Raw genomic sequence first — 22798 nt, forward strand, 5'->3', positions numbered from 1 at the left:
GCGTCCGGGCGGTCCTCGCGCCCTGCTGTGCAGGGTGCCTTCAGCTTCGGCATCGGGACTGTCGGATCGGCCCGGAGCGGGCGTCCTGCCCGCGCCAGGCCTGAGCCCAGCATCCATGCTGGTCTCTCCGGCCCCGCTGCCTGCGCCTCAGCGCTGCGGATTACCCGGCCGCCGCAGAGACGGGTTCCCTTTTGACTCAATCACTCGCTGTAAGCAACGGAAAGAGAGGGACGGTTTTTCTGGTGGGCTTGGGTGGTGTTTTTCGGCTGCTGTCCCGGTTGGGCAAACACCGGGCAGAACGGAGAAAGCTTGCGAACGGACCGATCTGTTTATCAGGCAATACCAATATCAGAAAGCGGACTGGCTGCTGCCCCGAACGGGCAATCCGCAGCGCTGAACGGAGAGAGGAAGCCAGGATTCGCCCACAGGGAAGTGGGCGAAAGGGACAGCCGCGCAGGACGCGCGTCTGTACCGGGCCGTCAGGCTGACGAGCGAAGTGAAGGGACCGCAAAGCGGCGCGAGGACCCGCCCGGCAGGGGCAGCAGCCAGTCAGCGCTATCACTGTTATCCCAGAGATAACCAACAACATAAGACCAGTCAGCGCCGCCACCGTTATCCCAGAGATCACCAGCGGCATTAACCTTTCAGAGCTACCACTGTTATTTCCGACAACTTCATTTCAGCTCGGCCTTGACGAGTATCAATGTAACTTTAACCCTTCACCGAACGGCGCTTAAACGCATAGCCAATCGCCAGAATGCCAATCCACACCGGAATCAACCACACGGAAATCGCCATACCCGGCGTCATCGCCATAATCACCAGCACACCGGCCATAAAGGCCAGGCACAGCCAGTTGCCGAACGGATAGAACAGCGCCTTAAAGCGTGGCTCAATCCCCTGCTGGTTAGCACGCTTGCGGAAACGCAGGTGTGCAAGACTGATCATCGCCCAGTTAATGATTAATGTAGAAACCACCAGTGACATCAGCAGGGAGAATGCCTCGCCTGGCATCAGATAGTTGATCAGCACGCCGATAGCGGCGGCGGCGGCGGAACTCAGAATGGCATTCACCGGCACGCCACGACGATCGACCTTCATCAGCGCCTTCGGTGCGTTACCCTGCTGCGCCAGACCGAACAGCATGCGGCTGTTGCTGTAAACACAGCTGTTATACACCGACAGCGCAGCGGTCAGGATCACCACATTCAGCGCATTAGCAACGAACGCATCACCCAGTTCGTGGAAAATCAGCACGAACGGACTGGTATCTTCCGAAATGCGAATCCACGGCATCAGCGACAGCAGCACGGTCAGTGAACCGATATAGAAGATCAGAATACGCCACAGCACCTGATTGATCGCTTTCGGGATGCTCTTCTCAGGATTCTCGGCTTCCGCAGCGGTCAGGCCGATCATTTCCAGCCCGCCGAATGAGAACATAATGATTGCCATCATCATCACCAGGCCGTGCAGACCGTTCGGCATAAAACCGCCGTGATCCCACAAGTTGCTGACCGTGGCCTGCGGGCCGCCGTTGCCGCTGAACAGCAGCCAGCCGCCGAAACCAATCATGGCGACGACCGCCACCACCTTAATAATGGCAAACCAGAACTCCAGTTCGCCGAACACCTTCACGTTGGTCAGGTTAATGGCGTTGATCAATATAAAGAACACCGCAGCGCTAACCCAGGTCGGGATCTCGGGATACCAGAACTGAATATATTTACCGACGGCAGTCAGTTCGGCCATGGCAACCAGCACATACAGCGCCCAGTTGTTCCAGCCGGATGCCAGCCCGGCAAACGGTCCCCAGTATTTATGCGCGAAATGACTGAAGCTGCCGGCCACCGGCTCTTCAACAATCATCTCACCCATCTGACGCATGATCAGAAAGGCAATAATACCGGCGATGGCGTAGCCAAGAATGACGGCGGGGCCGGCTGATTTGATGACCGATGCGCTGCCCAGAAACAGTCCCGTACCGACGGCACCGCCTAATGCGATCAGCTGAATGTGGCGGTTTTTTAACCCGCGATGCAGCGTCTCGCCCTGCTGATGTTCCATACTCTTCCTCGTGATGCTTGTTTTTATTTATGTCTGCCAGAGTGCTTAAATCTAATAACGTACTGAAATATTTACGCTTCTCGATTAGGGAAAACCTGGCCGTATCTGGCGTCGCGCAGAGAATAGTGTTAGGCGAAGGGCTTTGCACTTTCTTTCTCATTCTGTGCGCCTGCGTGGTTAAAAAATCACCGATCGCACCGGGTGAGTGCATAACGATTTTAGGGAGCAGCATAAGGGAAATCGTGCATCGCATTTGGTGCTTTTAGTGGGGTGCAATTCAACTAAGCTGCTGCCGTGTTTCAAAAAAGTTTTAAAAATTAACATTTATTATGCATTCGAGGGCGCTCGAAAATTTCCGCTTACCCCTTGCCAGGAACGAGACGGGGGTCTGGTTTCGCCGGGTTGTCATATAGACATCAGGTGAATACTTTGTTACTTTACGGGCACCTTTTTTAAATTGGTATTACCAATTAACTCTGGCACATCGTAGAAGAAGGGATAATGGCCTACAGTAAGATCCGCCAACCAAAGCTCTCTGACGCCATCGAGCAGCAGCTTGAGTCCCTGATTATGGAAGGGACGCTGCGTCCCGGAGAGAAATTACTGCCCGAGCGCGAGCTGGCCGTGCAGTTTGATGTCTCCCGTCCTTCCCTACGAGAAGCAATCCAGCGTCTGGAAGCAAAAGGTCTGCTACTTCGCCGTCAGGGCGGTGGCACCTTCGTCCAGAAAACCCTGTGGCAAAGCCTGAGCGATCCGCTCATCGAACTGCTTGCCGGCCATCCTGAATCCCAGTTCGACCTGCTGGAAACGCGTCATGCGCTGGAAGGGATTGCCGCCTATTATGCCGCGCTTCGCGGGACCGACGACGATATTGCACGTATTCAGCACTGCCATCTGCAGATTCAGACCGCCCAGGACAGCGGCGATCTGGACGTAGAAGCCGATGCGGTGATGCAGTATCAGATTGCTGTCACAGAAGCCGCGCATAATGTGGTGCTGCTGCATTTGCTACGCAGTATGGGTCCGATGCTGGAACAGAACGTAAGACAGAACTTCGAGTTGCTCTACTCGCGTCGGGAGATGCTGGTGAAAGTGAGTGAACATCGCGCCAGTATTTTTCAGGCGATTGTGGCACGCGAGCCGGAACAGGCCCGTGAAGCCTCACACCGCCACCTGGCGTTTATCGAGGAAATATTGCTGGACAGAAGTCGGGAGCAGAGCCGTAGAGAGCGTTCCCTGCGACGTCTACAGCAACGTAAGGAATAACGTAAGTAAAACGCGTAACTATAACGCGGCACTATACCCGAAACCATTGGCGTAACGGCTAACACAGCGCCAGCACCAGGGACGCAGGGTATAAACGACGAGCCTGTCTCTTTGTGTTTTAAACGACAGAACGCAAAGAGACAGGCTCCAGACAATTCAACGTATTAGACACAGATAAGGAATACCCCCCATGTCAGAACGTTTAAACAATGACGTGGATCCGATCGAAACTCGCGACTGGCTACAGGCGATCGAATCGGTCATCCGTGAAGAAGGTGTTGAGCGCGCACAGTATCTGATTGACCAGGTTCTGAGCGAAGCACGTAAAGGCGGCGTGAAAGTGGCTGCCGGTGCTGGGGCCAGCAACTATATCAACTCTATTGCTGTTGAAGATGAGCCGGAATACCCTGGCAACACATCTTTAGAACGTCGTATCCGTTCTGCTATTCGCTGGAACGCCATTATGACCGTTCTGCGCGCATCGAAGAAAGATCTGGATCTGGGCGGCCACATGTCCTCCTTCCAGTCTTCTGCCACTATCTATGAAGTGTGCTTCAACCACTTCTTCCGTGCGCGTACGGAAAAAGACGGCGGCGATCTGGTTTACTTCCAGGGCCACATTTCTCCGGGTGTTTATGCTCGTGCCTTCCTGGAAGGTCGTCTGACCGAAGATCAGATGAACAACTTCCGTCAGGAAGTTCATGGTAAAGGTCTGTCTTCTTACCCACACCCTAAACTGATGCCTGACTTCTGGCAGTTCCCGACCGTATCAATGGGTCTGGGTCCATTGGGTGCGATCTATCAGGCTAAATTCCTGAAATATCTGGAACACCGTGGCCTGAAAGATACCTCTCAGCAGACCGTTTACGCCTTCCTGGGCGACGGTGAGATGGATGAGCCAGAATCTAAAGGTGCGATCACTATCGCTACCCGTGAAAAACTGGATAACCTGGTCTTCATCATCAACTGTAACCTGCAGCGTCTGGATGGCCCGGTAACCGGTAACGGTAAGATCATCAACGAACTGGAAGGTATCTTCGGCGGCGCAGGCTGGGAAGTGCTGAAAGTGATCTGGGGCGGTCGTTGGGATGAGCTGCTGCGTAAAGATACCAGCGGTAAACTGATCCAGCTGATGAACGAAACCGTTGACGGCGACTATCAGACCTTCAAATCCAAAAACGGCGCGTACGTGCGTGAGCACTTCTTCGGTAAATATCCGGAAACCGCTGAGCTGGTGAAAGATCTGAGCGACGACGAGATCTGGTCACTGAACCGTGGTGGTCACGATCCGAAGAAAGTCTACGCTGCACTGAAGAAAGCGCAGGACACCAAGGGCAAACCTGTGGTTATCCTGGCTCATACCATCAAAGGTTACGGTATGGGTGACACCGCGGAGGGCAAAAACATTGCTCACCAGGTGAAGAAAATGAACATGGACGGCGTGCGCTACATCCGCGACCGCTTCAACGTGCCGGTTGACGATGCTGCCATCGAAAAACTGCCGTACGTGACCTTTGCTGAAGGCTCAGAAGAGCACACCTACCTGCACGCACAGCGTCAGAAACTGGGTGGCTACCTGCCAACTCGCGAACCTAAGTTCAGCGAGAAGCTTGAAATGCCAACGCTGGAAGATTTCCGCCAGCTGCTGGATGAGCAGAACAAAGAGATCTCTACCACTATCGCTTTCGTGCGTGCCCTGAATGTGATGCTGAAGAACCCGTCGATCAAAGATCGCCTGGTGCCAATCATCGCTGACGAAGCGCGTACCTTCGGTATGGAAGGCCTGTTCCGTCAGATCGGTATTTATAGCCCGAACGGCCAGCAGTACACCCCGCAGGACCGTGAGCAGGTTGCTTACTATAAAGAAGACGAAAAAGGTCAGATCCTGCAGGAAGGCATCAACGAACTGGGTGCAGGCGCATCTTGGCTGGCGGCGGCAACGTCTTACAGCACCAACAACCTGCCAATGATCCCGTTCTACATCTACTACTCCATGTTCGGTTTCCAGCGTATCGGCGACCTGTGCTGGGCAGCAGGTGACCAGCAGGCTCGCGGCTTCCTGGTAGGCGGTACTTCAGGTCGTACGACGCTGAACGGTGAAGGTCTGCAGCACGAAGATGGCCACAGCCACATTCAGTCTCTGACCATCCCTAACTGTATCTCTTACGATCCAGCTTATGCGTATGAAGTTGCCGTGATCATGCATGACGGTCTGGTACGTATGTACGGTGATGCACAGGAAAACGTGTACTACTACATCACCACGCTGAACGAAAACTACCACATGCCAGCGATGCCGGAAGGTGCTGAAGAAGGTATCCGTAAAGGTATCTACAAGCTGGAAACTATCGAAGGTAGCAAAGGTAAAGTTCAGCTGCTGGGTTCAGGCTCTATCCTGCGTCACGTGCGTGAAGCGGCAGAAATCCTGGCGAAAGACTACGGCGTTGGCTCTGACGTGTACAGCGTCACCTCCTTCACCGAACTGGCCCGCGACGGTCAGGACTGTGAGCGTTGGAACATGCTGCACCCAACTGAAGAAGCACGCGTACCGTACATTGCTCAGGTCATGAGTGATGCACCGGCCGTCGCGTCTACCGACTACATGAAACTGTTTGCAGAACAGGTTCGCAGCTACATCCCAGCCAGCGACTATCGCGTACTGGGTACTGACGGCTTCGGTCGTTCAGACAGCCGTGAGAACCTGCGTCACCACTTCGAAGTGGACGCATCTTACGTTGTAGTTGCAGCACTGGGCGAACTGGCTAAACGCGGCGAAATCGATAAGAAAGTGGTAGCGGACGCTATTGCCAAGTTCGAAATCGATGCTGATAAAGTTAACCCGCGTCTGGCATAAGAGGTAAAGAGTAATGGCTATCGAAATCAATGTACCGGACATCGGCGCGGACGAAGTTGAAGTCACCGAAATCCTGGTGAAGGTTGGCGACACTGTTGAAGTTGAACAGTCGCTGATCGTGGTGGAAGGCGATAAGGCTTCTATGGAAGTCCCTTCTCCGCAGGCGGGCGTGGTTAAAGAGATCAAAGTTGCGACCGGCGATAAAGTCGAAACCGGCAAACTGATCATGATCTTCGAAGCAGCAGGTGGCGCAGCTGCGCCATCCGCTCCGGCTGAAGAGAAGAAAGAAGAAGCGGCTGCACCCGCTGCTGCGGCTCCGGCTGCGGCCAGCGGCCCGAAAGAAGTGAACGTACCGGATATCGGCGGCGACGAAGTTGAAGTTACCGAGATCATGGTAAAAGTGGGCGACACCGTTGAAGCGGAACAGTCGATCCTGACCGTTGAAGGCGACAAAGCCTCAATGGAAGTGCCGGCTCCGTTCGCGGGTACCGTGAAAGAGATCAAAGTAGCGACCGGCGACAAAGTCAGCACCGGTTCACTGGTGATGGTCTTTGAAGTAGCGGGCGCTGCGCCAGCTGCTGCGGCTCCGGCTGCGAAAGCTGAAGCACCGGCTGCGGCCGCACCGGCGAAGCAGGAAGAGAAAGCGGCTCCGGCTGCTGCCCCTGCTAAAGCTGACGCGAAATCCGACTTCGCTGAAAACGACGCTTACGTTCACGCGACTCCGGTTATCCGCCGCCTGGCGCGCGAGTTTGGCGTAAACCTGGCTAAAGTCAAAGGCACCGGCCGTAAAGGGCGTATTCTGAAAGAAGACGTTCAGACCTACGTGAAGGACGCGGTAAAACGCGCCGAAGCGCCAGCCGCTGCTGCGGGTGGTGGTCTGCCTGGCATGCTGCCCTGGCCGAAAGTGGACTTCAGCAAGTTTGGTGAGATTGAAGAAGTTGAACTGGGCCGTATCCAGAAAATCTCTGGTGCGAACCTGAGTCGTAACTGGGTAATGATCCCGCACGTTACGCACTTCGACAAAACCGATATCACCGAGCTGGAAGCCTTCCGTAAGCAGCAGAACGATGAAGCCGCTAAACGTAAGCTGGACGTGAAATTCACCCCAGTGGTCTTCATCATGAAAGCCGTTGCTGCGGCTCTTGAGCAGATGCCTCGCTTCAACTGTTCACTGTCTGAAGACGGCCAGAAACTGACGCTGAAGAAATACATCAACATCGGTGTGGCGGTTGATACGCCAAACGGTCTGGTGGTTCCGGTGTTCAAAGACGTGAACAAGAAAGGGATTACCGAACTGTCTCGCGAGCTGATGGCTATCTCCAAGAAAGCGCGTGATGGCAAGCTGACCGCTGGCGAAATGCAGGGCGGCTGCTTCACCATTTCCAGCCTGGGCGGCATCGGGACAACTCACTTCGCGCCGATCGTGAACGCGCCTGAAGTGGCTATCCTGGGCGTCTCCAAGTCTGCTATGGAGCCGGTCTGGAACGGTAAAGAGTTCACTCCGCGTCTGATGATGCCGATGTCGCTCTCCTTCGACCACCGCGTAATCGACGGTGCAGATGGTGCACGCTTCATCACCATCATCAATCAGGCACTGGCTGACATTCGCCGTCTGGTGATGTAACAGCAGACAAGGCCGGCGCAAGCCGGCCTTGTTATAAGGGATGTAGATATTCGTGGCACCGCGGTTTGCAGATTATTAACAATTCTGTAAACTCTTGCGGTGAACGCGTCCCGGTGGAAGAAGGGCGTTGAATCAAAAGCTGTCTGACCCGCCGGACTATCAAATAAGAGGTCATGATGAGTACAGAAATTAAAACTCAAGTCGTGGTACTTGGGGCAGGTCCTGCAGGCTATTCTGCAGCCTTCCGTGCAGCGGATTTAGGTCTGGAGACCGTCATCGTTGAGCGTTACAGCACCCTTGGTGGTGTTTGTCTGAATGTCGGCTGTATCCCTTCTAAAGCCCTGCTGCACGTGGCGAAGGTGATTGAAGAAGCGAAAGCGCTTGAAGCTCACGGTATCGTGTTCGGCAAGCCGCAAACCGACGTAGACAAGATCCGCGCCTGGAAAGAGAAAGTCATCAACCAGCTGACCGGCGGTCTGGCAGGTATGGCGAAAGGCCGTAAAGTGAACGTGGTTAACGGCCTGGGCAAGTTTACCGGCGCAAATACTCTGGTTGTGGAAAATGAGAAGGGTGAAACCACCACCATCACTTTCGACAACGCCATCATCGCAGCGGGTTCCCGCCCAATTCAGCTGCCGTTCATCCCGCACGAAGACCCACGCGTTTGGGATTCTACCGATGCGCTGGAACTGAAATCAGTCCCAGAGCGTCTGCTGGTTATGGGCGGCGGTATCATCGGTCTGGAAATGGGTACGGTTTACCATGCCCTGGGTTCACAGATTGATGTCGTCGAGATGTTTGACCAGGTGATCCCTGCTGCAGATAAAGACGTGGTGAAAGTGTTCACCAAGCGTATCTCCAAGCAGTTCAACCTGATGCTGGAAACCAAAGTTACTGCCGTTGAAGCAAAAGAAGACGGCATCTATGTAACTATGGAAGGCAAAAAAGCGCCAGCAGAACCACAGCGTTATGATGCGGTGCTGGTAGCTATCGGCCGCGTACCGAACGGTAAAGGTCTGGATGCTGGTAAAGCGGGCGTGGAAGTGGACGATCGCGGCTTTATCCGCGTCGACAAGCAGATGCGTACCAACGTACCGCACATCTTTGCTATCGGCGACATCGTGGGTCAGCCAATGCTGGCACACAAAGGCGTGCATGAAGGCCACGTAGCGGCAGAAGTGATTTCTGGTAAGAAACACTACTTCGACCCGAAAGTGATCCCATCTATCGCCTACACCGAGCCAGAAGTTGCCTGGGTGGGTCTGACCGAGAAAGAAGCGAAAGAGAAAGGCATCAGCTACGAAACCGCCACCTTCCCGTGGGCGGCTTCTGGCCGTGCTATCGCTTCCGACTGCGCAGACGGTATGACCAAGCTGATCTTCGACAAAACCACTCACCGCGTGATCGGTGGTGCGATTGTTGGTACTAACGGCGGCGAGCTGCTGGGCGAAATCGGCCTTGCAATCGAAATGGGCTGCGACGCTGAAGACCTGGCGCTGACCATCCACGCTCACCCGACTCTGCACGAATCGGTTGGCCTGGCAGCTGAGATCTTCGAAGGTAGCATCACCGACCTGCCAAACCCGAAAGCGAAGAAGAAGTAATCGCTGACGGCTCCGCAAGGGGTAATTCGCGTTAGTTAGCGAAAACTAAGCCGCTATTGTTAACAGATAGCGGCTTTTTTACGGATAGTCCCGGACGATCGACCTGACGCGGCCTCACCTGAGCGTCACGAATGGTTGAAGCGAGATTTCGCTATTAGCCTGGTTTTAACTGACTTGTAAACCAAAAACGTATTTTTCCTTTTACGCTAAATAGCGTATCTTTGCCGCTCACGTTTTCAGATTTAAGGCTCTCCGTGTCAAACAACGTCGCCCTGATTACCGGTGCCAGCCGTGGCATTGGCCACCATCTTGCCCGCCATTTCTATGTGCAGGGATATCATCTGATTCTGCTGGCACGTGATGCGCAGGCGCTGAATGCGCTTGCCGCCGGGTTCGATCCGTCCCGCGTGCAGACGCTGGCGCTGGACGTGTGTGATTTTGCCAGCGTGTCGCAGCGGGTGCAGCACGCGCTTTCCCGCCACGCCCGGCTGGATGTACTGATTAACGCCGCCGGTATTTTCCGCGCAGGCTCCACGCAGACGCCGATGGATGACTTCAGCGCGCTGTTGGCCACCAACGTTACCGCCATCCATCATCTTTGCCAGCTTTGCACGCCGTGGCTGCAAAAGTCTGAAGATGGCCGCATCTTTAATCTGGCTTCGGTCAGCGGCGTGCAGCCCTACGGCAGCGTCGCCAGCTATGCCGCCAGCAAGCACGCGCTGGTCGGCTACAGCCGCTCGATTGCCCGCGAGCTGGGCTCGCTGGGGATTAAAGTCACCACGCTGTGCCCGGATGTGGTGGATACCGATATGGCCGCCGGTTCGGGGCTGTCTGCGGAAGAAATGCTGAGCACGGACGATATCTGCCGCGCGGTGGATTTTGTGATGTCGCTGTCACCGGCTGCGGTCATTGAGCAACTGACGATTGGTCGCCAGTATCGTCCGCGTAAACCGTCCTGAGCGAGGCATTCAGATGATTGAACTGAAAGAGGTTTCCCACGCTTACGGCGATCGCAAAGTGCTGAAGAATATCAACTTACAGCTAACCGAGAAGCGTATCGGCATCGTTGGCAGTAACGGCTGCGGCAAAAGTACCTTCGTTCGCCTGCTGAATGGCTTGCTGTTGCCTTCTCAGGGCGATGTGCTGATCGACGGCCTGAATACCCGTCAGCAGGGCAAAGCGGTGCGGCATAAAGTCGGCTTTGTTTTCCAGAACCCCGATAACCAAATCGTCTTTCCGGTGGTGGAAGAGGATCTGGCTTTCGGCATGAAGAACCTCGGGCTGGATAAAGCCACGATCCGCGAGCGTACCGACGCGGCGCTGGCCCGCTACGATATGCAGGATCTGCGTCAGCACCCGGCGCACCTGCTCAGCGGTGGGCAAAAGCAGCTGCTGGCGATCTCCGGCGTGCTGGTGATGGAGCCGGAATATATCGTTTTTGATGAACCCACCACACTGCTGGATCTGCGCAACAAGCGGCGAATTGCCGCCGCGATTGCCGAGCTGGATCAAACCGCGATCGTTGTTTCACACGATCTGGAATTTTTGCAGGATTTTGACCGCGTATTGGTGTTTGAACGCGGGGAAGTTGCCGTAGATGATGTGCCCGCCGTGGCGCTGAAAGAGTATGTCAGGATGATGTCATGACCTTGAGTGATTACGTACCGGGTAACTCGTTTATCCATCGCCTGCCGTCGGGGATCAAGATCCTTTCCCTGGCGCTGGTGGGTACGCTGCTGTTTGTTTTCCCCCTGCTGGCGGTGGTGCTCTCCACGCTGGTTGTCGTTGCTGCGCTTTACCCGCTGGCGGGTATTGGGCCAAAAATAATGCTGCTGCAGCTGAAACCGCTGCTGTGGGTGCTGGCGCTGCTGTTCGCCGTACAGTGGTGGATGGTGGACTGGGTTTCCGGCGTGCTGGTTGTTGCGCGTCTTTCCGCGCTGCTGCTGCTGGCGGCACTGGTGACGCTGACTACACGCACAACCGATATGATTGATGCGCTGGAAAGCGGGCTGTCCTGGCTGCGTTTTTTGCGTATCAACCCGGCGAAGGTCAGCCTGGCACTCTCGCTGGCCTTGCGTTTTATCCCGGTGCTGGCCGCCATCACCGCCGAAGTGCGTGAAGCGCAGAAAGCGCGCGGCCTTGACCGCAGTGTGATTGCCGTGGCGATCCCGGTTATTGTCCGTACCCTGAAAATGGCTGATGACATTGCGGCGGCGCTGGAAGCCCGCGCATACGATCCCCAGCTTAAACGTCCCCAAAGCGATGCTGAAAAGTCGAGAGGCTCTTAATGTCCACCAGAGATATTGTTTATATAGCGCTGTTCGCCGCGATGACTGCGGCGCTGGGGCTGTTCCCGGCCTTCAGCCTGCCGGTGATTGGCGTGCCGATTACCGCGCAGACGCTGGGCTGTATGCTGGCGGGGGCAATCGCCGGTGCTAAGCGCGGTGCGCTGGCGATGGTGCTGTTCGATCTGCTGGTGGCTATCGGGCTGCCGCTGCTGGCCGGTGGCCGTGGCGGGCTGGGAGTTTATATGGGGCCGGGCGGTGGTTTTATTCTCTCCTGGCCGCTGGCGGCACTGGTCATTGGCCTGCTGTATCAGCGCGGTCTGCGTTCACTGACGCTGGTGAAGGAGCTGCTGATTATTGCGCTGGGTGGGATTGTGGTGATTTATGCCTGTGGTATTCCGTGGATTGCCGCCGTTGCGGGTATCACGCTGAAGCAGGCCGCACTCGGCTCGCTGGGATTTGTGCCGGGCGATATTGTGAAGGTGGTGCTGGCGGCGGTGATTGTACGGGCGGTGCGGCGGGCGTATCCGACGTTGGGATAGAGTTGGACGCTGAGAATTGCTATATGGGGCTGTTCTGCCATAAGACGCCGCTGTTGAATTAGTGTGTGGGGTTCAGCCTCTGCTGCTGCTCCAGGTCGGTCCTCGCGCCGCGTTGCGGTTCCCTCGGTTACGCCATTGCGCCGAACGGATCGGCCAGGATTGAACGTCCCTGTTCAAACCCGGCCTGACGCCAGCATCCCTGCTGTCGTCTCCTGGCGCAATGGCTCCACCTCAGCGCTGCGGATGCCCTTACGCAGCAGCAGAGGCTGCCCCGTTTAGCTGTTTCATCGCTTTTATTTTCTACGCTTTTTCTTTTTCAGAAAACGCGAAAGATGGGAGCGGGCGGGTTGTGCCCCCGTTCAGGCAATCCGCAGCGCTGAACGGAGAGAGGAAGCCAGGATTTGGCCGCATGGACGCGGCCGAAAGTCACAGCCGGGCAGGACGCCCGTCTGTGACGGTCCTGAAGGCTGACGAACGAAGTGAGGGTACCGCAACGCAGCACAAATTCCCATCTGTAACGCGCTCTGGCTCGCCTGCGAACGAACTTCCGACACGGCTGCCTCAAAGTTTCAGCAGAATCTTCCCCTTCAGCGCACCGGACAACACCGCATCCACCGCCTGATGAATATCCGCCAGCGCAAACTCGGCTACCACCTCGGTGGCAATCACCCCATCGCGGATCAGTGCCATCACCTCATCGATACGCCGCTGCACCAGCGTCTTCTCATGGCCATGTACCCACAACCGTAAATGGAAATTAGAAAAACGAATATCCGGGCGGCTGCGCCAGAACGTCGGAGGGATCGGCTGACCGGACAGCAGGCCATAGTGAATAAACTGTCCACCCGGCATCAGCGCCTCAGCCAGCGACAGCGACTCTTCACCGCCGATGCAGTCAAGAATCGCCTCCACGCCGCCGCCGCGCTGAAGCGCCGCCAGCTGCTGCGGATAATCCGGGCTGCTACTGTTCAGCACACTCTCAACGGGGAAGTCGTCAAACAGTGCCAGGTTCTCCGCCTTGCGCACGATGGCGATGGCCCTGATGCCCAGATGGCCGGCAATGCGGATCAGCATCTTGCCAATCGCCGAGTTGGCGGCGTTGATGATGACCCGCATCCCGGGCGTAAAATGCAGCTCTTCGGTCAGCATCAGCAGGGCGGTCATCGGATTCACGTAGCTGGTCGCCGCTTCTTTATCACTGACGAAATCGGGCAGGGTAAAACACCACTGCGCCTCGCTGTCCTTATAGGTCTGCCAGGCACCCATGCTGCCCACCGGCAGCACCCGCTGGCCGGGCAGAAGCGAGGGATCGTTGCTCTGAACGATATGCCCCATGCCCTCGAAACCGGGGACGAAAGGCAGGGAAATACGTGAACGGTAAGCACCGGAAATAGTAATAATATCAGAGGGATTTATCGTCGCCCACGCCATCTTAACCCGTACCTGACCGGCAGCTAATTCGCTCTGCTCACCGGATTCCAGCCGCAGAATATCCCTGATATTACCGAACTCGCGGACCATCGCTCTGGTGAATAAACTCTCTTTCATGGTATATTTTCTTTAGTGGCTTCTGGTTTACAGGTTGATGATTTTTATGCAGCAGTATAATAGTGAAACATTTCGCGTATCAATGCGTGATATCGATCTGAATGGTCACGTCCATAATTCAGTTTACCTGGATTATTGTGAAGATGCCGTGGTTAATGCCTTTCGCCGTGCAGATATTTTAGCGTTATTTCGCCCGCAGACGGCAGGCGTGGTTTATCACGTAAAAAAATGTGAAGCGACTTTCCATTTCCCATTATCGGTCGACGATGTGGTAGAGCCTCAGGTATTCATTGAGAAGCTCGGCAACAGCAGCTTAATATTTTCTATTCACCTGAATTTACAGGGAAGAAATATTCTGGCTGCCGAAGGAAAATTAGTCTGGGTCTGCATTAACCCTGCCGATAATAAGCCCTGTCCGATCCCTGAAGAAACCCGTAAGGCTTTGATCCATCACTTTCCGCAGCCAGGGGCCGGAGCCTGATGCCGGTTCACGACAGAGTTCAGCAGCACGCCCAAAAACATCCCCACGCCATTGCGGTGAATATTGATGGCCAGACGCTGAGCTGGTTACAGCTGTGGCAGCGCTCGCAGGCACTGTATCAGTTTATTCTCAGTGAGTCCCTGAGCGGCCATACCGTGGCGATAGCGACCGGCAATGCGATTGCTTTCCCGATAGCCTGGCTGGCGGCAACCGCACAGCCTCTCACTGCGGCAATCATAGACCCGCTGCTGCCTGCCGCGCAGCTGCGCGAAATGCTTAGCCGCATTAAGCCGGGTCTGCTGCTGCTAAACCAGCAGGATCGGGCGACGATCGCGCTGGCCGATGCGCTACAGATCCACTGGCTGGCGGTGGATCGCTGGCTGGAAAGCGATCCTTCCGTTACCGAAGATCGGCCCGCATTCAGTCAGGGAATGCAGGAGACCACGCCGTTTTTGATCAATTTCACCTCCGGCACCACCAGCCTGCCGAAGGCGTTTGTCCGATCGCGCCGCTCCTGGCGCAGCAGCTTTGAAAACGGCGAAGCGATCTTTCAACTGACGGATGCGCCCTCAACGCTGTTTCCCGGCCCGCTGTCGAACGGCATTGGCCTCTACTGCCTGAATGAAACGCTGTATGCGGGCGGCTGTTTCTACAGCCTCGGCAAGTGGCAGCCCGATGCCGCGCTGGCGCTGATCGCCGGGCAGCAGATCCAGCGACTGGTGGTGGTGCCAACGATGATTGCCGGTTTTGCCCGCGTGGCTGATGGAGAAGCGTTTCCCGGCCTGCGTAATCTGCTCAGTGCCGGAGCCAAGCTGGAGCTGAACCACTATCGGCAGGCGAGGGCGCTGTTTCCCGCAGCGCGGATGCAGGAGTATTACGGTGCATCGGAGGTGGGATTTGTCGCCGTTTCCACACTGAATGACGACAGCATCAGCGACTCTCTGGCCAGCGTTGGGCAGGCTTTTCCGGGGACCACCATTGAAATCCTCGACGATGATGATGTGCCGGTGGCGATGAATCAACCGGGGCGGATTTTTATTCGCAGCGAACAGATTATCGAGGGGTATTTATGGGGTGATGACGGCGGCGCATTTAAAAAAACACCCTGTGGTGCCACGGTATCGGATATCGGCTATCTGGATGAACGGCAGAATCTGCATATTATCGGCCGCCGGGGAAATATGATCCTCAGCGGCGGTAATAATATTTACCTGTCAGAAATAGAAACGACGATCAAAGCGATCCCGGGTGTTATAGAAGCGGTGGTTATTGCCATTGATGATAATTATCTGAGGAAAAAGATCGTCGCTATTATTGAGGCGGAATTAACGCTGGCGGAAACGATCCCGGAAATATGCCGCGAGCATCTGGCGAAATACAAATTGCCACGCCACTATTATCACATCAGCCACTGGCCATTAACGCCCGCTGGAAAAATTAAACGTGCCGGGCTGGAAATAAGGATCGCAAATCATGACCTCAGAACCGATCTCACTGAACTATCAGCCAGAAGATGACTGGCAGCCGGTGGTTGTCGCTGCGGTACGCACGCCGGTAGGTAAGGCGTACGGCATGCTGGCCGGGCTGCCGATGGAAGCACTGCTGGCACCCTTGTTCACCCGGCTGCTTGCCACCTTACCGCAGGGATTCAGTGCTATTGATGAGGTGATTATCGGCAATGCGACCGGCGGCGGCGGCAACATTGCCCGTCTGGCGGCGCTCAGTGCCGGGCTGCCGCTGGCGGTGCCGGCGGTGACGGTCGATCGCCAGTGCGGTTCCGGACTGGAGGCGGCGATCAACGCCTGTCGTCTGATCCAGGCGCGGGCGGGAGAATGCTATCTGGCCGGTGGCGTTGAGAGCGTGAGTACCGCGCCGTGGCGGGTAGAGAAGCCCGGCTCGCTGAAGCAGCAGCCGCGTTTTTACGGCCGTGCGCGTTTTTCCCCGGACGATATCGGTGACCCGGATATGGGTGAAGCGGCGGAAAACGTGGCCCGCCGCTGCGGCATCAGCCGCGAACGGCAGGATCGTTTTGCCCTGCGCAGCCATCAGCGTGCGGTTGCCGCACAGCAGCAGGGTGCATTCCGCGATGAGATCGTGCCGCTGAACGTGGCTGGGCAGGCGATCGCGCAGGATGAATGCCCGCGCCCGACAACCTCGCTTGACCGGCTGGCCGCGCTGCCGCCTGCCTTTGCCGCCGACGGCAGCGTGACGGCGGGCAACTGCTGCCCGCTGAACGACGGGGCATCGCTGCTGCTGGTCATGAGCCGCCGACTGGCGCGCGAGTGTGGTTTTGTACGCGGGCTGCGCTTTATTGATGCCTGTAGCGCCGGAGTGGACCCCAACTACCTCGGGCTGGGTCCGGTTCCCGCCACGCAAAAACTGCTGGCGAGGCAGCCGCAGCTGAACCTCGACCGCGTTACCGCCATTGAGTTTAATGAAGCCTTTGCCGCTCAGGTGCTGGGCTCACTGGATGCGCTGGGCATCGACGAGCAGCGCGTTAACCGCCAGGGTGGGGCTATCGCGCTCGGCCATCCCTACGGCGCGTCCGGGGCGATCATGGTAACGCGGCTGTTTAGCCAGCTGGTACAGACGGCAGATTGCGAGGACGGGTTTGGCCTGGCGATGCTGGGAATTGCCGGTGGTCTGGGGCTGAGCGCGCTGTTTCGCGCACAGACGCTGTAATACACCCGGCTGTTATCTGCCGCGCCACTGCGGCGGGCGGCGCTCGCTAAAAGCACGCAGGCTTTCCTGATAATCTTCGCTCTGCTGAAGCTGGCGCAGCACCTCATCGGCGGAGGGCTGAGGGGCTTTCTGCTGCGTATCCTCACCGGTGGAGGGCAGAGGATGTGTCTCCTCACCGTCGTCGGCGCAGGGCATGGGGGGATTCTGCTGTGTATCCTCACCGTCAGCGGTGGTGCGCAGATGCTGTTTCAGCAGCGCGTTGCATGCCTGCACCGCCAGCGGGGCACTGCGATTGATGCGCGCCGCCAGCGCCAGCGCTGCATCCTTCAGGTCGTCATGCGCGGCCAGCTGATTGAAGAGTCCCAGCGCCAGCGCTCGCGGCGCATCGATAGCTTCGCCGGTCAGCAGCAGTTCGCGGGCGATATTCACCGGCAGTCGGGCGGCAAGCTGGCCGATGGCTCCGCCGAGCGGCAGCAGGCCGTGCGTCACCTCGGGCAGGGCAATTTTTACCTGCTCGCCGGCAACGATAAAATCGCAGTTCAGCGCCATCTCCAGCCCGCCGCCAACCGCATGGCCGTTCAGGGCTGCGATCCAGATTTTTCGCCGGAGCTGATGCTGTAGCGGATTGTAGCCGCCGCAGCGGTTGCGCACCTTTTTGCCTCCGTCGATAAACGCCTCCTGCAAATCTGCCCCGCTGCAAAACGCGCTGCCGCTGCCGGTCAGGATCACCGTCCAGATCTCCGGGTTCTGCTCGCTGTAATCCAGCCACTGCTCCAGCTCGGCAATCATCATCGCGTTGTAGGCATTGCGCTGCGAAGGGCGGTGCAGCGTCAGGCACAGTACGTGGGAAGCCGGGCGGTCTGCCAGCACAAAGCGGGTTAGCGGTTCATCTGCGATCATGGCGGATTTCCTGCGTGGAAGGATTCAGGCGAGTCTACCACGCCCCGATTGATCTGCTGCACCCAGTCAATAAAGCAGCGCAGCGCGGCGGAGTGGTATTTGCGACTGGGGTAGTAAAGCCAGAGCCCCTCAGGCTTTGCGGCATAATCGGTGAGGATTTCCACCAGTGAACCGTCGGCCAGCCAGGGCTGCGCCAGCTCGCGCATCACCAGCGCCGCACCCGCTCCGGCGCGGGCGGCCTGAATCATCAACATATCGTTATCCAGCGTCAGATCGCCGCTGACCGCCACATCGAGCGCCTTACCTTCCGTCTGAAATTCCCATTTGTACAGCATGCCGCTGGGGAAACGCCGCTGAATGCACGGATAGCCCGTCAGCCCTTCGGGATGCTGCGGCGTGCCGTGCTGAGCAATCAGCGCCGGGCTGGCAACGATCGCCCCGTGTATCGGCGGGCCAAAGGGAATGGCAACCATGTCCTGCGGGATCGCCTCGCCGAAACGCACGCCGGCATCGAATCCCTCTTCAATGATATTGACCAGGCTGTCGCTGGTGGCGATCTCCAGCGCGATATCCGGGTAGCGCTGGCGAAACGGCAGCAGAATCCGCTGTAGCCAGAGCGTTGCGGCGCTGCGCGGCATATTTAAACGCACCGTTCCACGCGGATCGGCCCGCCAGCTGTTCAGCTCGTCGACCGCACTGGAAAGATCCACCAACGCTGGCTCAATCCGTGAGAGAAAAGCACGCCCGGCCTCGGTCAGCGAGACGCTGCGGGTCGTGCGGTTCAGCAACCTGACGCCGATGCGATGCTCCAGATGGTTCATGGTATGGCTGAGCGTGGACGGCGTGACGTTGCGCTCTTCCGCCGCCTTGCGAAAATTCAGGTGGCGGGCAATGGCGGCAAAAATCTCCAGTTCCTGGAGCGTGGTGCGATTTTTCATATTGATGATTATTTTTCACTAAACTGGTTAAATGGCATCAATTGTTGATTTATTCCGTGAGAAGTATAACTGCTTCATCGCCAGTTAACCGGAGTATCACCATGAAAAAAAGAACGTTAGGCACTGAAGGCTTGCAGGTTTCCGCCATTGGCCTTGGCTGCATGGGAATGAGTTTCGCCTACGGTGCCAGCGATGAGCGCCAGGCGATTAATACGCTGCATCGCGCTTTCGACCTTGGGGTGGATTTCCTCGACACGGCAGAGGTTTACGGTCCTTTTACCAATGAATCGCTGCTTGGCCGCGTGCTGAAAGGGCATCAGGGGAAGGTCAAAGTTGCCACGAAATTTGGCTTCCATATTACCGATGAAGGCGAGGGCTGGGAGCGCATTAAAGGCGTGAACAGCCGCCCGGAAAACATCCGTGCGGTGGCAGAGGCTTCACTACAGCGGCTGGGCATTGAGGCGATAGACCTGCTGTATCAGCATCGCCCCGATCCGGCGGTGCCGGTGGAAGAGGTGGTGGGCACCATGGCCGATCTGGTGCGCGAAGGTAAGGTTTTGCATCTGGGGCTGTCGGAAATCTCCAGCGAGACGCTACAGCGTGCGCAGGCGGTACATCCTATCGCTGCCGTTCAGAGTGAATACTCGCTGTGGAGCCGCGATCCTGAACAGGGGCTGCTGGAAACCTGCCGTCGTCTCGGCGTCGGTTTTGTTCCCTACAGCCCGCTGGGGCGAGGCTTTCTGACCGGTAAAGTGGCGGCGGCAGGCACGCTGGCCGAAGATGATTTCCGCCGCTATCTGCCGCGCTTCCAGCAGCAGGCGTGGGAACATAATCAGCAGCTGGTTGTACAGCTGACGGAGATGGCGCAGGGCTATCGGGCGAGTCCGGCCCAGCTGGCGCTGGCCTGGGTGCTGGCGCAGGGGGAGAATATTGTGCCGATCCCGGGGGCGCGGCAGTTGGCCCATCTGGAAGATAACTGCGCGGCGGCCGATCTGGTCATTAACGACCGCGATCTTGCCACACTGAATACGCTGTTTGCCCCGGAGAATATTGCCGGGGAACGCTACAGCGAGCAGGAGTTTGCGCTGGTGGAGCGGTAAGGGGAGGCGGCAGACCGATCGTGGTCTGCCGTCAACCGGTTAGCGAATCTTGTATTCCTGTGCGGTGCGTTCCACTGCCCGGCGGGTTTTTTCCACCAGCTCATCCAGCTCAGCATGAGTAGCGACCAGCGCCGGGGCCATGATCATTCGGCCCTGCGTGGAGCGGATAATCACCCCTTCCTCGAAGCCATAGCTGCGGCAGCGCCAGCCGATCTCATCCTCATTTGCGAAGCGCTTCCGCGTGGCTTTATCGGCAGTAAACTGCAGCGCAGCCACCAGACCGCTGCCCTGGATCTCACCGATCATGGGATGCTCGCTAAATACCTCACGCAGTTTCCGTTGCAGGTAAGGCCCGGTATCGTTTTTTACCCGCTCAACGATTTTTTCATCACGCAGCGCCTTGATATTGGCAATCGCCACCGCTGCCGCCACCGGATGCCCGGCATAAGTCAGGCCGTGAGCAAACACGCCGCCGTGCTCGACCAGCGCTTCCGCCATGCGCCTTGAAAGGATCAGGCCGCCCATTGGAATGTAGCCCGAGGTCAGCCCCTTGGCGATGGTGATGGTGTCCGGCTCAAAGCCAAAATGCTGGTGTGCGAACCACTCTCCTGTACGGCCGAATCCGCCGATGACCTCATCCGCGCACAGCAGCACATCGTACTGGCGGCAGATGCGCTGGATCTCCGGCCAGTAGCTTTCCGGCGGGAAGATCATCCCGCCCGCCCCCTGGAACGGCTCGGCGATAAATCCGGCGACGTTCTCACTGCCCAGCTCAAGAATTTTTTCCTCCAGCTGACGGGCGCACTTCAGCCCGAACTCTTCCGGCGTCAGATTGCCGCCGTGGGCGAACCAGTATGGCTCATCGATATGGGCGATATCCGGCAGCATGCCGCCCATCTCGTGCATAAACTTCATGCCGCCCATCGCGGTACTCGCCAGCGTTGAACCGTGATAGCCGTTCCAGCGGCCAATCATCACCCGTTTCTGCGATTTGCCCACCACCTGCCAGTAGCGGCGCGCTGTACGGATTAACACTTCGTTGGATTCCGATCCGGAATTGGTATAAATCACGTGGCTGTAGCGGTCGGGCAGCAGGCTGAACAGCAGCTCGGACAGCTCGATCACCGACGGGTGGGTGGTATGGAAAAACATATTGTAATAGGAGAGCTGCTCCATCTGCCGCGTGGCGGCGTCGATCAAATCCTGGCGGCCGTAGCCGAGAGCGGTACACCATAGCCCTGACATGCCGTCAAGATACTGGCGGTCGTCATTGTCCCAGACGTAAAGCCCTTTAGCGCGGTTCATCACGCGCGGGCCCGCCGCGTTCAGTTTTTTCTGGTCGACGAAGGCGTGGATGTTGTGTGCCGCATCCATACCCTGCCAGTCCCGGGTACTGTGCTGTTTTGTATCGTCATTTTTCATCGGTTGTTCTCCAGTCGGTGTAAGGTACGGCAGGTTTTTTCCTGCCTGATTTAGTTTTTAAGCGATGGATTCAGTGCTTTCTCGATGGGCTCCGGGGCAAACAGCGGCTTGTGCATCACCAGCTTCACCCACAGCGCACCAATAACCGCGACTACGGCCAGCACGCCGCCTGCGACGGTAAACACTTCACCCGCCATCTCTGGCGTGGGGGAGGCATTCCAGATGCCGTACAGCATGCCGACGATCCCAAGAACCTGCGGCAGTGGGTAAAAGGGGGTACGAAACGGGCGCGGCAGATGCGGATAGCGGCGGCGTAATACGATGACGTTGATATGCGTGATGATATAGGCCAGCAGCCAGCAGATTGCGGCGGCCAGCAGCAGCAGGCTGATGGAGTCGGTGTTCATCAGTAGCAGCGGCAGTCCGGTGATCGCGGCAACAAACAGCACCGCCAGCCACGGCACGCCGTTACGGCTATGGCGGTTAAAGCAGGGGAAAGCCTGACCGTTTTGCGACATGCCGCTGAGCATACGTGGAATGGTGGCCAGAGAAGAGTTCAGCGTGCTGCAGGTAGCGGTGATGGCGGCCGCTAACAGCAGCAGCTTGCCGCTTTCACCGAACACTTTGGTGGCGAACAGGAAATGCGGCAGATCGTCTCCGGTCAGGGCGGATCGCGGCAGCACCAGCAGGGCACCGAGGCAGTAGAGCATAATGGTGATAAAAATCAGCGTCAGGCCCACCATCATCGCGCGCGGAATATCACGCTGGGGCCGTTTGGTTTCTTCAATCAGCGGGCAGACGAACTCCGCCCCGACGAAGCCCCAGACGGTGGTGGCGACCAGCGCGACCGCTCCCCATCCCCAGCCCTGCGGCGCCAGGCTCCCTTGTGCGATAACATCCTGCACCGTTTCCGCCTGCGAACTGGTGATGGCGCAGATACCCAGTACCAGCAGCACTATCATCATGATCACCGCCAGCGCCGTTTGCAGGCGGGCGAAGATATCGATGTTCATCAGGTTGAACAGGGTAAACAGCAATAACACCCCGGCAGCTACGGCCAGCGGCGGCAGTGAACTGTGCGGGAAAACTTTGCCGATAATCAGGTCAAGCAGCAGCAGCTCGGCGGACAGCGCAAACATCGCCACCACGATATAGCCTGAAAACGTCGCGATGATCGCCGGAAAGTGACCGAGGGCGACCTCGGTATAGCTGCACAGGCTGCCCGATCGCGGGATCATGAGTGACAGCTCGGAGAACGAGCAGGCATAGCTGAGCGCCAGCAGCCAGGCCAGCGTCAGCGGAAGGATCAGGCTTAACCCGGCGATCCCTGCGGCGTGCAGCATCATCACCATTACCCCCTGCGAGACCACCAGGCCAACGGCAACGGATATCAGCGAGAGAAAACCCAGCTTCGCCACCGGCTTCACTGAAGCGAGCTTACTGGCTGATACGTCTGTATTTTGCGACATAAGATTGTCCTTTATG

18 protein-coding genes are annotated in these 22798 nt (G+C 57.2%); 12 read left to right on the top strand and 6 right to left on the bottom strand.

What is annotated here, in order from left to right:
- Positions 1–711: 711 nt before the first annotated feature.
- A complete protein-coding gene (gene aroP / locus IBT46_RS08050) occupies positions 712–2067 on the bottom strand; it encodes an aromatic amino acid transporter AroP (RefSeq protein WP_200545222.1) in 1356 nt (451 codons plus the stop codon).
- A 501-nt stretch (positions 2068–2568) separates the two neighbouring features.
- Between aroP and pdhR the strand changes: the two genes are divergently transcribed.
- From pdhR to IBT46_RS08090, 8 genes are all read left to right on the top strand, one after another.
- Entirely contained in the window at positions 2569–3333 is a 765-nt protein-coding gene (pdhR, locus tag IBT46_RS08055) for a pyruvate dehydrogenase complex transcriptional repressor PdhR (protein WP_200545224.1), read from the top strand.
- A 190-nt stretch (positions 3334–3523) separates the two neighbouring features.
- Positions 3524–6187 (top strand): pyruvate dehydrogenase (acetyl-transferring), homodimeric type, encoded by a 2664-nt coding sequence (aceE, locus tag IBT46_RS08060; RefSeq protein WP_200545226.1) that lies wholly within the window; start codon positions 3524–3526, stop codon positions 6185–6187.
- A 13-nt stretch (positions 6188–6200) separates the two neighbouring features.
- Entirely contained in the window at positions 6201–7811 is a 1611-nt protein-coding gene (aceF, locus tag IBT46_RS08065) for a pyruvate dehydrogenase complex dihydrolipoyllysine-residue acetyltransferase (protein ID WP_200545228.1), read from the top strand.
- Positions 7812–7987: 176 nt separating this feature from the next.
- Entirely contained in the window at positions 7988–9415 is a 1428-nt protein-coding gene (gene lpdA, locus IBT46_RS08070; RefSeq protein WP_105595386.1) for a dihydrolipoyl dehydrogenase, read from the top strand.
- Positions 9416–9669: 254 nt separating this feature from the next.
- The gene (locus IBT46_RS08075; protein ID WP_200545229.1) at positions 9670–10374 is read left to right on the top strand and encodes an SDR family oxidoreductase; all 705 of its coding nucleotides are present in this window, start codon (positions 9670–9672) and stop codon (positions 10372–10374) included.
- A 13-nt stretch (positions 10375–10387) separates the two neighbouring features.
- Entirely contained in the window at positions 10388–11062 is a 675-nt protein-coding gene (locus IBT46_RS08080) for an energy-coupling factor ABC transporter ATP-binding protein (protein WP_200545231.1), read from the top strand.
- The gene (locus IBT46_RS08085) at positions 11059–11703 is read left to right on the top strand and encodes an energy-coupling factor transporter transmembrane protein EcfT (RefSeq protein WP_200545233.1); all 645 of its coding nucleotides are present in this window, start codon (positions 11059–11061) and stop codon (positions 11701–11703) included. Before IBT46_RS08080 ends, IBT46_RS08085 begins: the two co-directional genes overlap by 4 nt.
- Entirely contained in the window at positions 11703–12242 is a 540-nt protein-coding gene (locus tag IBT46_RS08090) for a biotin transporter BioY (RefSeq protein WP_200545234.1), read from the top strand. The genes IBT46_RS08085 and IBT46_RS08090 overlap by 1 nt, the downstream gene beginning before the upstream one ends.
- A 561-nt stretch (positions 12243–12803) precedes the next feature.
- On the opposite strand, the gene IBT46_RS08095 is transcribed toward IBT46_RS08090, so the two are convergent.
- Positions 12804–13790: a zinc-dependent alcohol dehydrogenase family protein gene (locus IBT46_RS08095; RefSeq protein ID WP_200545236.1), complete on the bottom strand. Its 987-nt coding sequence runs from the start codon at positions 13788–13790 to the stop codon at positions 12804–12806.
- Positions 13791–13836: 46 nt separating this feature from the next.
- Here IBT46_RS08095 and IBT46_RS08100 point away from each other — a divergent pair, with 46 nt between their 5' ends.
- From IBT46_RS08100 to IBT46_RS08110, 3 genes are read left to right on the top strand one after another with little or no spacing between them, the layout of a single operon-like run.
- Positions 13837–14271 (top strand): thioesterase family protein, encoded by a 435-nt coding sequence (locus IBT46_RS08100; protein WP_200545238.1) that lies wholly within the window; start codon positions 13837–13839, stop codon positions 14269–14271.
- Positions 14271–15788 carry a class I adenylate-forming enzyme family protein gene (locus IBT46_RS08105; protein ID WP_200545240.1) on the top strand — a complete coding sequence of 506 codons (1518 nt, stop codon included), beginning with the start codon at positions 14271–14273 and terminating at the stop codon, positions 15786–15788. The genes IBT46_RS08100 and IBT46_RS08105 overlap by 1 nt, the downstream gene beginning before the upstream one ends.
- Positions 15745–16953, top strand: a complete 1209-nt coding sequence (locus IBT46_RS08110) for a thiolase family protein (RefSeq protein WP_200545242.1) — start codon at positions 15745–15747, stop codon at positions 16951–16953. The genes IBT46_RS08105 and IBT46_RS08110 overlap by 44 nt, the downstream gene beginning before the upstream one ends.
- A gap of 12 nt (positions 16954–16965) precedes the next feature.
- On the opposite strand, the gene IBT46_RS08115 is transcribed toward IBT46_RS08110, so the two are convergent.
- Complete coding sequence (locus tag IBT46_RS08115; RefSeq protein WP_200545244.1) at positions 16966–17853, bottom strand: enoyl-CoA hydratase/isomerase family protein; 888 nt, start codon at positions 17851–17853, stop codon at positions 16966–16968.
- On the bottom strand, positions 17850–18791 hold the full coding sequence (locus IBT46_RS08120) for a LysR family transcriptional regulator (protein WP_200545246.1): 942 nt from the start codon (positions 18789–18791) through the stop codon (positions 17850–17852). Before IBT46_RS08120 ends, IBT46_RS08115 begins: the two co-directional genes overlap by 4 nt.
- 101 nt (positions 18792–18892) lie before the next feature.
- Here IBT46_RS08120 and IBT46_RS08125 point away from each other — a divergent pair, with 101 nt between their 5' ends.
- Positions 18893–19891, top strand: a complete 999-nt coding sequence (locus IBT46_RS08125) for an aldo/keto reductase (RefSeq protein WP_200545248.1) — start codon at positions 18893–18895, stop codon at positions 19889–19891.
- Positions 19892–19930: 39 nt separating this feature from the next.
- On the opposite strand, the gene IBT46_RS08130 is transcribed toward IBT46_RS08125, so the two are convergent.
- Both IBT46_RS08130 and IBT46_RS08135 read right to left on the bottom strand, forming a co-directional pair.
- Entirely contained in the window at positions 19931–21313 is a 1383-nt protein-coding gene (locus IBT46_RS08130; protein ID WP_200545250.1) for an aspartate aminotransferase family protein, read from the bottom strand.
- A 50-nt stretch (positions 21314–21363) separates the two neighbouring features.
- Positions 21364–22782: an APC family permease gene (locus IBT46_RS08135; RefSeq protein WP_200545251.1), complete on the bottom strand. Its 1419-nt coding sequence runs from the start codon at positions 22780–22782 to the stop codon at positions 21364–21366.
- Positions 22783–22798: the final 16 nt, after the last annotated feature.

It is taken from the genome of Erwinia sp. S38 (assembly GCF_016624545.1).
Lineage (GTDB): Bacteria > Pseudomonadota > Gammaproteobacteria > Enterobacterales > Enterobacteriaceae > Erwinia > Erwinia coffeiphila.

Coding starts and splice junctions, on each gene's coding strand:
- lpdA (WP_105595386.1), top strand. CDS start 7,988: ATGAGTACAGAAATTAAAACTCAAGTCGTGGTACTTGGGGCAGGTCCT.
- pdhR (WP_200545224.1), top strand. CDS start 2,569: ATGGCCTACAGTAAGATCCGCCAACCAAAGCTCTCTGACGCCATCGAG.
- IBT46_RS08110 (WP_200545242.1), top strand. CDS start 15,745: ATGACCTCAGAACCGATCTCACTGAACTATCAGCCAGAAGATGACTGG.
- IBT46_RS08100 (WP_200545238.1), top strand. CDS start 13,837: ATGCAGCAGTATAATAGTGAAACATTTCGCGTATCAATGCGTGATATC.
- IBT46_RS08115 (WP_200545244.1), bottom strand. CDS start 17,853: ATGATCGCAGATGAACCGCTAACCCGCTTTGTGCTGGCAGACCGCCCG.
- aceE (WP_200545226.1), top strand. CDS start 3,524: ATGTCAGAACGTTTAAACAATGACGTGGATCCGATCGAAACTCGCGAC.
- IBT46_RS08135 (WP_200545251.1), bottom strand. CDS start 22,782: ATGTCGCAAAATACAGACGTATCAGCCAGTAAGCTCGCTTCAGTGAAG.
- aceF (WP_200545228.1), top strand. CDS start 6,201: ATGGCTATCGAAATCAATGTACCGGACATCGGCGCGGACGAAGTTGAA.
- aroP (WP_200545222.1), bottom strand. CDS start 2,067: ATGGAACATCAGCAGGGCGAGACGCTGCATCGCGGGTTAAAAAACCGC.
- IBT46_RS08125 (WP_200545248.1), top strand. CDS start 18,893: ATGAAAAAAAGAACGTTAGGCACTGAAGGCTTGCAGGTTTCCGCCATT.
- IBT46_RS08120 (WP_200545246.1), bottom strand. CDS start 18,791: ATGAAAAATCGCACCACGCTCCAGGAACTGGAGATTTTTGCCGCCATT.
- IBT46_RS08105 (WP_200545240.1), top strand. CDS start 14,271: ATGCCGGTTCACGACAGAGTTCAGCAGCACGCCCAAAAACATCCCCAC.
- IBT46_RS08085 (WP_200545233.1), top strand. CDS start 11,059: ATGACCTTGAGTGATTACGTACCGGGTAACTCGTTTATCCATCGCCTG.
- IBT46_RS08130 (WP_200545250.1), bottom strand. CDS start 21,313: ATGAAAAATGACGATACAAAACAGCACAGTACCCGGGACTGGCAGGGT.
- IBT46_RS08080 (WP_200545231.1), top strand. CDS start 10,388: ATGATTGAACTGAAAGAGGTTTCCCACGCTTACGGCGATCGCAAAGTG.
- IBT46_RS08090 (WP_200545234.1), top strand. CDS start 11,703: ATGTCCACCAGAGATATTGTTTATATAGCGCTGTTCGCCGCGATGACT.
- IBT46_RS08095 (WP_200545236.1), bottom strand. CDS start 13,790: ATGAAAGAGAGTTTATTCACCAGAGCGATGGTCCGCGAGTTCGGTAAT.